The following is an 11540-nucleotide window of genomic DNA, read 5'->3' as shown; positions in this document are numbered from 1 at the left end:
CCAAATGCATACAATCCCAAACCAATCAAAACCCCGACCTTGTAACTGTATTTCTTGATAAATATTGCCGCAGGCAATGCCATGGTAAAATATCCTCCATAAAACGCCATCTGTACCAAAGAGGCCTGCACATTGTTCAATTCCAATACCCGTTTAAATGCCGCCACCATCGGATTGGTAATGTCATTTGCAAAACCCCAAAGTGCAAAAAGGGAGGTGATCAGGATAAAGGGGAGGAGGAGGGTTTTGGGGATTAGGGGGGAGGGTGATGGGTTTTTGGACATGATAGGTGATGGTTGTTTGCTAGGTTGTTAGGTTTTCGGAATGTAGTTCTTTGTTTTTTCTTGTCTTGGTTCATGGTACTGGATACATTGTACAAAACGTCAATCGTTTGGGCTCAGGTTTCTATCTCGCTTCTCGCTTCTCAAATCTCAATTCTCAAATCTCACATCTCAAACTTCACAAAGCCCTATCCAAATGCGTATAACCCCCATCCACAAACAAAAGCTGTCCTGTGGTGTGGGAAGAGCGGTCGGAGAGGAGGAAAACAACGGTATCGGCGATTTCTTCTGCAGTGGTCATCCTATTTTCAAAAGGTATCCTTTTTTCAATTTCCTTCAATTTCAGGTTTGGTTTTTCGAAAGTTTCCAGCCAATTTTTATACAAAGGCGTCATTACCTCGGCAGGAATCACTGCATTGACCCGAATACCATATTTCAACAGTTCTACCGCCCATTCCCTTGTAAGTGAAAGTTGCCCGCCTTTGGCTGCGATATAACCGCTTGTATTTCCTTGGCCAGTTATTGCCGTTTTGCTGCCTATATTGACAATACTTCCTTTGGATTTTTTTAAATGGGGAATGGCATAGTGGACCAAATCGTAGTAATGACCAAGGTTTTTCTCAACAGAAGCCCGAAAAGCTTCTGGTGTCCCATTCTCCAAACCAACCCCATCGTTCGATCCTGCATTGTTTATCACCCCATCAATCCTATCAAAAACTTTGACAGCTACCTCAACAGCTTCTTTTGCATCGTTAGGACTTGAAAGCCTTTTGGCAATGTGCAGTGACCTGATCCCTTTGGCAGCGAATTCCTCTGTTAATTTTTTACCTTCTATTTCTGATGGATCAATGATCACCGGAAAGGCACATTCCTCGGCGATGCATCGGCTGATGGCTTCACCAATTCCTTTGGCACCACCTGAAATGAGAAAAACTTTTTGTTGAATGTGGAGGTCCATTAATTTTTTTATTTTAGATGGTTACACGTTAACATGTCAGTGAGTACTTTTCTTATGTACAGGACAGAAGACGGAAGACAGAAGGATTCGTGTTTCTTTGTATCAACCCGAAATTGGATAGATTAAAACCATTAACAACTGGTAACATTGGGTAACAACTTTTGTCTTATTCTAACATAAAACCCAAACTTTTTATAAGACGGATTAACTTTGAACTTTATAAAATCTCGCGGCATTTTCCCCGTAAATAGCTGCTTTTTCATCGGGACTGAAATTATGAAAATAATCGAAAGTAATTTCATAAACTTCCTGATAGGTTGCCGCCAACAGACACACCGGCCAATCACTCCCATACATCAATCTTTTGGTGCCAAAATTTTCATTGATAAAATCCAAGTAGGGCACAAACTGCTCTTTTTTCCAATGGTACCAATTGGCTTCAGTGACCATTCCTGAGACTTTGCACCATACATTGGGCAATTTTGCCATAGCCTTCATCCCCTTACTCCAAAATTCATACTCCCCATTTTTGATGTCCGGTTTGGCCAAATGGTCAATTACAAATGGTTGGTTAGGGAATTTTTTGGCAAAATGATATGCCTTTTCAAGGTGCTTGGGATAAATCAGGATATCATAGGTGAAACCATACTTTTCCAATAATTCGATGCCCTTGAGAAAACGCTTTTCTTCCATGGCCTCAGGTGGCAATGCTTGCAGAATTACCCGAAAACCCGCCAGCTTCTTCTCGTTTTGGTAAACTTCCAATCTTGATTCAAGATTCTCAGATTGTAAATCCACCCAACCCACAACTTTTTTCACCCATAAGTTTTCATTGGCAATTCCCAAAAGGAATTTGGTCTCCTCCTCTGATTGGTCTGCCTGTACCGCAATGCAGCCAACAATTCCTGATTTATCCAATTCCGGTTTCAAATCCTCAGGCAAGAAATCCCGCTGAATGGATTTCATACTTGAATCAATCCAAGCATCCCGTATAGGATCAAATTTCCAGAAATGCTGATGGGAATCGAGTTGCATTTGATTTTAGATTTTAGACTTGAGATTTAAGAATTTAAATTTGGGAAACTGCCTACTGAACACCGAACACTATCGCTTCAAATCATACCTAGCATCCCACTTCTCCCTCGTCCCTTCGTAAATAGACCTATTGGCGAGGGCTACAGAGATGGCGGTTTTTCCGGCGTTGATGACATTGCAACTGGGAAGTTCTTTTGTGTTTAGGCATTTGTAAAAGTCCTCCAGAGCGTAGAAACTTCCATCTCTTGTTGGATTGTCGAGTATTTTAATTCCTTTTTTATCATCAGACCAACTGAGTTTGGTGGCACCAGACACACCATCCACATACTCCGTTACGGATTTATTTTCTGGCTCGGGATAAAAAAATCCTTCATTCGTCAACAGCGATACCATCCCTTTGCTGCCTTTGATTTTGAAGGAATACCCTTCATGTTGGTTGGCACAGGTTGCGCCAAAATTTCCAACCATGTCAGCATTTCCATAACGGATGGCTACTTGTACGTTGTCAAATGTTTCCCTTCCATCTTTGTAAAAATCAATTCCACCGGTACCCATGATTTCGGTGGGGGTAGTATCAAATGCCCAATTGATAAAATCAATTTGATGGGAGAGGAGTTCAGCCACCAAACCGCCGGAATAATCCTTATACATTCTCCAATTGATCTGTCTTTCAAGGTCAGAGGATGGTACAGGTCTTCTCCAATTGTGGTTTCTGTCCCATCTTGCTTCAATTTGTGTTACTTTGCCCAACCAACCATTTTCTATCATTTCCTTAACTTTATAATAAAGCGGGGAATACCTATACTGATGTCCCACCTGAATGGTCTGTTTGGGATATTTTCTTGCCAATTGGTTTAATTGTATTGCCTGATCGATATTGAAGGTCATGGTTTTCTCCAAGAAAAGATCTTTACCCGAATCCAAAACTGCCTTGGCATGTTCAAAATGTAGATAAAGGGGTGTGGCGATCAAAATGACATCCAAATCTTTTTGATCGATCAGACTTCTGAAATCCGAATGAAATTTAATTCCTGTGGGGAATTTCTCTTTTGCTTTATCCACTCGGAAAGAAAGGTTGTCACAAACTGCTTTCACTTGGAATTTGTCGGGCATGGAATTCAAGACTTGATGCAAACCGGAACCGCGGTCTCCATATCCCAAAATACCAATATTATAAGGTTTAGTATTTTCTGAATTGGCCAAACCTGAAACAACGGGAACAGGAATAGTTGCACCTGCTGATAGCAAAGCACTGATCCTTACAAAATCTCTTCTTTTCAAAACAATACTTATTTTGTGGGTTAATTACAGGCTAGGAATTTAGGAAACTTTTTAAGGATTTAAAAAAAGGTTTTTATAAATGGAGTTGCTTGTCCTTGTTACTTCGAGGCACGAGGGATCTCCAAAGATCCTATTAATGCTTATATTGATTATTTCCGAATCCTCGTGAGATGCTTCCTTCTTCAGCATGACGGCCGCTCCGATTTATGTCATTGGTACGGCAGGAGATGTCTAATACCCTTAAACAGAGCGGGTAGATTTCTTTCTACGGTCGAAATGACTAAGGATAAGCACTTTTGGCTATTTAACCCCGACTATTCATATATGGCTACAAGTTCAAAATAGTATACTCATTATTGTAAATAGGATTTGAATTCAGTAAATATAGAAGGACTCAAAATAATCGGACAATTGCTGCCGCATAAGTATTAAAAGTCGGGTAATAGTTTCAAAGATTGGCTAATATTGGAAAAAGAATTATTAAGATGCTGTTTGCTATTGTGGATATTGAAACGACAGGAGGGAATCCAACTCAGGGTGGGATTACGGAAATTGCTGCCTTGGTTCATGATGGTGAGAAAATTGTGGATCAGTTTCATACCCTTATCAATCCTGAAAGATTTATCCCGGGTTTTATCACAGGATTGACCGGTATCGACCAGCAGATGGTTTCGGATGCTCCGGTTTTTTCAGATATAGCTCATAGACTTTTCGAATTTTTGAACGACAAAGTGTTCATTGCCCATAACGTCAATTTTGATTACTCTTTTATCAAGGAATCTTTAAAAAAAGAAGGATACACATTAGATGTACCAAAACTTTGTACAGTACGACTTAGCAGGAAGGTATTTCCAGGCTACAAGTCATACGGTCTTGGGAGGATATGTGAGCAACTGTCCATCAAAATAGAAAACCGACATCGAGCTTATGGAGATGCTGCTGCAACGGCTAAACTCTTTGAAAAGATTTTCAGCAAAAGTCCTGACTTGGTTATTGGCAGTTTGAAAAAAAACAACGGAGAAGGTTTCTTACCACCAAATATCAGCAAAGAGCAATACCTTAAATTACCTGGAGCTACAGGTGTATATTATTTTCATGATGCCAAGGGTCAAGTGATTTATGTGGGAAAGGCTTTGGACATTAAGAGTAGGTTTAAGGGTCATTTTACAGGTAATACCCAAGATTCCGAAAAAACGAGACTCAGGTCAGAAATTCATGATATCAGTTGGGAAGTTACCGGAAGTGAATTTTTGGCATATCTACTTGAATTGCTGGAAATTAGAAGATTGTGGCCGAAATATAACAAAGCCCAAAAGTTCAAATCGAGTTCTTGGGGGCTTTATCAATATGAGGATAGTCGAGGATTTATCCGGTTTCAGGTCGGGAAATCCAACAATGGCTTGTTTCCAATGATTCAATTTGACAACCATTCTGAGGGTTGGAAATTTTTAATGGATAAAGTCAAGGAATATGAACTCTGTCCCAAATTAAGTGGAATTCAAAAGGTACCACATGAATGTTATGATGTAAAAATCGGTATTTGTAAAGGGGCTTGTTGTGGTCAAGAGGAAGCCATTTCCTACAATAAAAGGGCAAAAGAATTTATTACTTTATTGCGAAATCAGACTGGGAATATAATTATCAAGGAAAAAGGAAGATCAACTGCTGAGGAAGCAGCCCTGTATTTTGAAAATGGGATATTTGCAGCCTATGGATTTTTTTCTAAGGAACAAGACTTAAGGAGTGATGCTGAAATTATGGAAAGTTTGAAAAAGGTGAACCAATATCCTGACTCAAAATATATTTTAAGGACTTTTTTATCCAAAATTCCACTTGGACAAATAAAAATGGTCAAATCAGAGGGAAGTTTGTTTTGATAAAGAAATTGACTTGAATACAATCAGTCTTATGAAAGAGGCTAAAAGAAAAGCGGTGAAATCATTTGAGTTCCCACCGCTTTTTTGTTTTACAAGGCTAAAGCTGCCAAGCCAAGTTGCTTTTTAAAAGGATTGATCAGGAATTTCCTTTAACAAAGACTTCTTTAATAGCTTCCAGGTAGCTGAAACCATGACCTTCAGTTGGCTCAATATAATTGCCTTCCAAGTATTCATTCCAGCAACAAATCATGACAGTGTTTCCATTAGTTGCTTTGTATTTTTCAGATTGATTTTGGGCTTCCAATAGTTTGGCTTTGAAGGTAGACTTGTTGCTGATAACTTTATCCTTTTGAGGTTCACTTGGGAAACCTGTTTGTTGGGGCCATGTACCTCCTGCAGGTCTTTGATCCCAACCCATAGCCACCGGGATTTGATATTCAAAATTCTTATCGTCTTTATACATTTCTGACCATTTATCCCAATGGCCTCTATAGGTTGCCCGCATGTCGGTGTAGCTTCTGTTTTGTTTTTCATAAAAACTATGATATAAATAAGAAGTCATGCCTTCAAATCCCATTGACTTTAACCGAGGAACATAATCCTGAAAAAGCATTTTACCGGTATATTTTCCACCTCTCCAAGGTTCCCGAGGATTGTTGGCCTGCCATTTAGTGGGAAGTGCGTAAGGCATTTCGTTTGGCATCATATTTCCAGAAGCCACTGCGATGAATTTGATTCCTTTCAATCCAGCCTTTTGGGCTAGGCTTTTGGACCTGTCCAGCAACTGCTTCATAGAAATACCATAAAAGGCAGCCCTTGATTCCAGATCCTGAGGAAAGTATAAGTAAACAATAGGTCGGCCATCTTCATCTCTCAGATAATCCTTTCTTTTGAAGTAATTATCAATCCACATTTGGGTGATTTTGTCATGTACCTGTAGGTAAAGTTCTTTAGTAGGTGTTTCTCCCTCGTAGTTTCTTCCTGCCGAAATGCTTGCAGGAGATCCTAAGTCTAGCCAAGCCATCCATCTTTCATCACTGTCATCACACCAGTTGATTGCCCATTTCATTTGTTTGGAGGACGGTAATTTTTCATTTTCCTTTAACAATACATCCAACTGTTCTGTCCATTGAGTGATACCTGGAACTGCTACCCTACCATCTCTGCTATTATCCCTTTTCCAGCCATTTGGATAGTAGATTTTGGATTGTGGGCTAAAATTCATGTGATAATAATAGTGTCTTCCATAAAACCAATCATAGGCAAAAAAATCAATGCCATAATCTTTCATATATTCTAACTGTTTTTTTGCCACTTGCGGATCGTCTCTTTTATAAAATCCTTTCAGACTGGGATGGGGTTTTTTTTCCAAAAATGGTCCTTCGTAGGGATACTGATTGTTATAAATTCTGCCTTTTGGGCCCCAAGTTGCTGTGTTGGTGGAATGCCCGCAGTTTTCTCTTCCTGTGAGACAGGCCCAGAAACTATCCACATCCACTTTTGGGTCAGGTGAAAGATTCCAACTTGGCATATAAAAAACACCAACCATATGTTCTTTCTGATTGGATTGGCCTACTATTCTTGAGGTAATTTCTAAATCTTCATTGGCTTTTTCATGATTACTGTCAGTCAAAATGCTTGACTCTTCATCGGAAATATTCTGGCCGTCAGTTGCTGCTTTTTTTTTGACTTCACAGCCATTCGGATCGAGACTCAAAAGTATGATGGAGATAATAAAATATAAAGGGATTTTCATTAGGGACTTTTTAAATTGAGCTTGAATTTAAAGAAGCTTATAAAAATAAAAAAACCGTTACGCTTAAATGTAACGGTTTTTCAATATTATTATAAAATGAATACTATTTTCTCTTTAACGCTTTTTTCGCAGCTTTGACAATATTTTCAGCATTCAATCCATATTTTTCCAATAGTTGGGTAGGAGTACCGGATTCACCAAAAGAATCATTGACACCAATATATTCCAGTGGAGCAGGGTTGTTTCTCGAAAGAACCTGAGCAATGCTATCTCCCAATCCTCCATTGAGTTGATGCTCTTCAGCTGAAACTGCACAACCTGTTTTTGCTACTGATTTCAAAATTGCCTCTTCATCCAAAGGTTTGATGGTGTGGATATTGATGACTTCCGCAGATATGCCTTCTTCTCTTAGCATTGCTTCCGCTACCACTGCTTCCCATACCAAATGTCCGGTTGCAAAAATGGTCACATCATTTCCCTCAATCATGTTCCAAGCTTTACCGATTTCAAACTTTTGGTCAGCAGGAGTAAAGATCGGCCAGCTTGGACGTCCAAACCTGAGGTAAGCAGGTCCAACATGGTCTACCAAAGCCAATGTTGCTGCTTTGGTCTGGTTGTAATCACAAGGGTTGATGACAGTCATATGCGGCATCATTTTCATCATTCCCAAATCTTCGAGAATCTGATGTGTTGCACCATCTTCACCCAATGTCAAACCGGCATGTGATGCGCAGATTTTCACATTTTTATTGGAATAAGCTACGGACTGACGGATCTGATCATAGACCCTTCCTGTTGAGAAATTGGCAAACGTACCTGTAAAAGGAATTTTCCCACCAATAGTCATTCCAGCAGCAATTCCGATCATATTTGCCTCAGCAATGCCTACTTGGAAAAAACGGTCAGGAAATTCCTTTTGAAAGGCTCCCATTTTCAATGACCCGATCAGGTCAGCACAAAGTCCGACCACATTTGGGTTTCTCTTACCCGCTTCTAAAAACCCATCTCCGAAACCCGAACGTGTATCTTTTTTTTCTGTATATGTATATTTTAAATCCAATGTCTTTTCCATCTTAATAGTCTCCGAGTGTTTCTTCTAATTGTCCTAAAGCATTTTCAAGTTCGGCATCGCTTGGTGCTACACCATGCCACTTGTGGGTACCGACCATAAAGTCAACCCCATGACCCATATCGGTATAAAGCAATATCAAAACCGGTTTGCCATTACCTTTTATTTTATTAGCTTCAGCCAAGCCCTCCAAGACAGATTCCATGTCATTTCCTTTTTTGACCTCAATCACTTCCCAACCAAAGGCTTCCCATTTGGCTTTGAGATTCATTAGGTCCATTATTTTCACTGTAGGACCATCGATCTGCTGTCCATTGTAGTCAATGGCTGCAATGAGGTTGTCCACTTTATGATGGGCTGCATACATGGATGCTTCCCATACTTGTCCTTCCTGCTGTTCACCATCTCCCATCATGACATAAACGGATTTTGAATCACCGTCCATCTTTTTTGCTTGGGCAGCTCCGATGGCTACTGAAAGACCCTGCCCCAAAGAACCTGAGGCAATTCTGATTCCAGGAAGTCCTTCATGCGTGGCTGGGTGTCCCTGAAGTCTTGAATTGATTTTTCGGAATGTCGCTAACTCTTCTGGTGAAAAATAACCACTTCTGGCAAGTACGCTGTACCATAATGCAGAAACGTGTCCATTGGAAAGGAAGAAAAGGTCTTCATTCTTTCCATCAAAATTAAATTTGTTATCATGCTTCATTTCATTGAAATAAAGCGCAACAAAATATTCACATAGGCCTAATGCTGCTCCAGGATGGCCTGATTGAACTGCGTGAACCATGCGCAGACAATCTCGCCTTACCTGCGAACAGATTTGTTCGAGTTGTTCAATTGATTTTTTCTCCATTGGGTTAGGTTTATTTTAAAATTTGGTTTGAGTGTTCTTTGGTATTTACTTTTTCTATGATTTCGGATAAAATCCCGTTCTCGTCAATAATGAAAGTCGTTCTGGCAGTCCCCATATATTTTCTACCATACATGGATTTTTCTACCCATGTGCCAAAGGCCTCATGGACTTTCAGATCTTCATCTGAGATCAATGGAAATGGAAGCTCCTGTTTTTCGATAAATTTCTGATGTGATTTTTCAGAGTCAGAACTCACTCCCAATACAATATATCCTGCTTTCTGTAATGCCTCAAAATTATCCCTGAGGTTACAGGCCTGAGCGGTGCATCCGGGAGTATTATCTTTGGGATAAAAATAAAGAACAACTTTTCTGCCTTTAAAATCAGCAAGTTTAATAATGTTTCCATTTTGATCTTTGGCTTCAAAGCTTGGTGCTGGTTTTCCTACTTCTAGTGACATGTTTTTTAAAATTTAGTTTGATGAATTATTTTATCGTAGTGGTATAGCGGGATTCATTGCCTGCCTTATCCCTTACTATTAGTAAAACATCTCCCTTAAAAGGTTGTTTATCTATTTTCTCTGACCAAATGACATTTTGTTTGTGCTCGTAGCGCATTAGCACCCATTTACCGTCCACCATTGCCTCAAAATCCCTAACTCCGGATTTTGCATCTTTGATCACAAACCTCAACTCAGAAGAATTAATCCTGACAGGAACGATTGAGGGAGGTATCTTATCCTCATCTAATACAAAAGTACCAAAATTTCTGGTTTTGAACCGAATGTCATCAGATTCCCACACACCTCCAACAAAAGATTTACGGCCATTTTCAGACTGTTGATAGACATGAATGTTTGTTTTGTCTCCCTGATAGCCTGGATTTCGGAACAGAACTTCCATATTGGCTTGGAGAAATTCACTTGGGCTGTTGATTTTCAAAGCTCCTTTTCCAGCACTCATCTTTTTTTCCAATCTTAGGTAAAGGTCATCCAACAGCGTGTTTTCCAAAAACCTGATCTCCGCGTCTTTATTTGCAAAATTGATTTCTTCCCCGAATGGTATTTTAACAATGGCTTCAGGTCTGATGATCTCGGTACATAAATCTACAGAATCGGGAACTCCATAATCCATGTCCCAAAGATATGTCCTTCTTCCATCCACCGAATAAGCCGGAGGGATCTCCATTTCGAGACTTTTCACGAACACCTTTGCCAAAGTTCCCCATTCCGAATATCCTGTTTGGATCATCATAATATTCCTGTCGAAAGTAATATTGGTGGACTGATTGGCTTTATTAATATTGTTTCCTATATGAACCGGCGATTCTTCTCCTTCTACCAGCATGGTGACGATCCTTGTATTTCCAAAGAAGTCTTTCATGTTAACCTGAAGCTTTTTTCTCTCACCTGTTTTGGCCGATACTGCCCCGGCAGAAATGGAGTCAGGTTCATAGATCTGCATCGGATTATTGGGATATTGATACAGCCTGACAAGGCGGTTTTGTTGAGTATGGGTCAAAAGGAATCGGCCCTTGTTAAAGTCCACATGGTCCACATTTATGCGGTAAAGCGGTTTTTCATCATCTATCAGTTCATAGATTGGAACACCGAAAATGTTGCTGACACCATCCATCTTATCAACTGCATATACTTCAACTCCAACTCTTCCCGATATTTTGATCAGATCAGGCAGGATATATCTCCCACCTTCAATCACACCTGTAAACTCCTGTCTTTGGAATCTTCCGTTGACCCGGGAATCAATATCAAGTGGCTTTAAAGCAATTCTGTAAAGAATGGGAGGGGTTTTGTCCACCACTTCTTTAAATCCAAAAAAGAATGGATCTATAGCCCTGTCCAAACTGTCCCTGATTTCAAAGTGAAGATGGGGGCCGCCTGAACCACCGGTATTTCCACCGTTACCGATTACCTCACCCCTTTTAACAGGTAGAAATTCGGGGTCAGGAAATATTTCCAATTCGTTTTTTTCAGCGAAATACAACTCCTTTCTCATGAAATCCATGATTCTGGGAGAGAAGTTTCTTAAGTGCGCATATACCGAGGATTGGCCATTGAAATGCTTGATGTAAACGACGTTGCCGTAACCAAAAGATGAAACCTTGATGCGGTAAACATAGCCATCGGCAATGGACAAAATGGGTTCTCCATCTACTCCTCCTATTTTGACATCAATTCCGGAATGAAAGTGATTTGGACGTATTTCTGAGAAATTTCCAGATAGCAGGCTTCTTTGACCGGGCTTTACGGGAAAAAGGTAATTGGCCGGGTTTATTTCACCTGATAAAGGCAGTGTATCTAAGGATGATAGATTGACTGCGAACCCAATCACTGGAACTGTAATTCCAATAGAAATTAACAGGAATAAGGAATAGAGGTATTTACTTGACTTCAAAATCCAACAGTTT

The 11540-nt window shown here is 39.9% G+C and carries 9 protein-coding genes and 1 pseudogene; 1 reads left to right on the top strand and 9 read right to left on the bottom strand.

The window, feature by feature from the left end; translation table 11 throughout:
• From ACEW8U_RS17445 to ACEW8U_RS17430, 4 genes and pseudogenes are all read right to left on the bottom strand, one after another.
• A pseudogene (locus ACEW8U_RS17445) lies at positions 1-284 on the bottom strand (MFS transporter); the annotation flags it as partial.
• Positions 285-459: 175 nt separating this feature from the next.
• Positions 460-1239, bottom strand: a complete 780-nt coding sequence (locus ACEW8U_RS17440; protein ID WP_373523338.1) for an SDR family oxidoreductase — start codon at positions 1237-1239, stop codon at positions 460-462.
• A gap of 204 nt (positions 1240-1443) precedes the next feature.
• Positions 1444-2274: an amidohydrolase gene (locus ACEW8U_RS17435; RefSeq protein WP_373523337.1), complete on the bottom strand. Its 831-nt coding sequence runs from the start codon at positions 2272-2274 to the stop codon at positions 1444-1446.
• 69 nt (positions 2275-2343) lie between these two features.
• A complete protein-coding gene (locus tag ACEW8U_RS17430; RefSeq protein ID WP_373523336.1) occupies positions 2344-3555 on the bottom strand; it encodes a Gfo/Idh/MocA family protein in 1212 nt (403 codons plus the stop codon).
• Positions 3556-4040: 485 nt separating this feature from the next.
• Between ACEW8U_RS17430 and ACEW8U_RS17425 the strand changes: the two genes are divergently transcribed.
• Positions 4041-5432, top strand: coding sequence for an exonuclease domain-containing protein (locus tag ACEW8U_RS17425; protein ID WP_373523335.1), 1392 nt, complete (start codon positions 4041-4043; stop codon positions 5430-5432).
• A gap of 136 nt (positions 5433-5568) precedes the next feature.
• On the opposite strand, the gene ACEW8U_RS17420 is transcribed toward ACEW8U_RS17425, so the two are convergent.
• From ACEW8U_RS17420 to ACEW8U_RS17400, 5 genes are all read right to left on the bottom strand, one after another.
• A complete protein-coding gene (locus ACEW8U_RS17420) occupies positions 5569-7188 on the bottom strand; it encodes a glycoside hydrolase family 99-like domain-containing protein (protein WP_373523334.1) in 1620 nt (539 codons plus the stop codon).
• Positions 7189-7291: 103 nt separating this feature from the next.
• Positions 7292-8260 (bottom strand): transketolase family protein, encoded by a 969-nt coding sequence (locus ACEW8U_RS17415; protein WP_373523333.1) that lies wholly within the window; start codon positions 8258-8260, stop codon positions 7292-7294.
• A 1-nt stretch (position 8261) separates the two neighbouring features.
• Entirely contained in the window at positions 8262-9113 is an 852-nt protein-coding gene (locus ACEW8U_RS17410; RefSeq protein ID WP_373523332.1) for a transketolase, read from the bottom strand.
• 10 nt (positions 9114-9123) lie between these two features.
• Positions 9124-9573 carry a thioredoxin-dependent thiol peroxidase gene (gene bcp / locus ACEW8U_RS17405; protein ID WP_373523331.1) on the bottom strand — a complete coding sequence of 150 codons (450 nt, stop codon included), beginning with the start codon at positions 9571-9573 and terminating at the stop codon, positions 9124-9126.
• Between the two features lie 25 nt (positions 9574-9598).
• Complete coding sequence (locus tag ACEW8U_RS17400; RefSeq protein ID WP_373523339.1) at positions 9599-11464, bottom strand: M23 family metallopeptidase; 1866 nt, start codon at positions 11462-11464, stop codon at positions 9599-9601.
• Positions 11465-11540 lie beyond the last annotated feature (76 nt).

This window comes from Aquiflexum sp. (assembly GCF_041751335.1).
In the GTDB taxonomy this organism is placed as follows: Bacteria; Bacteroidota; Bacteroidia; order Cytophagales; family Cyclobacteriaceae; genus Aquiflexum.
This window is presented reverse-complemented; position numbering and strand designations above follow the sequence as displayed.

Coding starts and splice junctions, on each gene's coding strand:
- ACEW8U_RS17440 (WP_373523338.1), bottom strand. CDS start 1,239: ATGGACCTCCACATTCAACAAAAAGTTTTTCTCATTTCAGGTGGTGCC.
- ACEW8U_RS17435 (WP_373523337.1), bottom strand. CDS start 2,274: ATGCAACTCGATTCCCATCAGCATTTCTGGAAATTTGATCCTATACGG.
- ACEW8U_RS17425 (WP_373523335.1), top strand. CDS start 4,041: ATGCTGTTTGCTATTGTGGATATTGAAACGACAGGAGGGAATCCAACT.
- ACEW8U_RS17420 (WP_373523334.1), bottom strand. CDS start 7,188: ATGAAAATCCCTTTATATTTTATTATCTCCATCATACTTTTGAGTCTC.
- ACEW8U_RS17415 (WP_373523333.1), bottom strand. CDS start 8,260: ATGGAAAAGACATTGGATTTAAAATATACATATACAGAAAAAAAAGAT.
- ACEW8U_RS17410 (WP_373523332.1), bottom strand. CDS start 9,113: ATGGAGAAAAAATCAATTGAACAACTCGAACAAATCTGTTCGCAGGTA.
- bcp (WP_373523331.1), bottom strand. CDS start 9,573: ATGTCACTAGAAGTAGGAAAACCAGCACCAAGCTTTGAAGCCAAAGAT.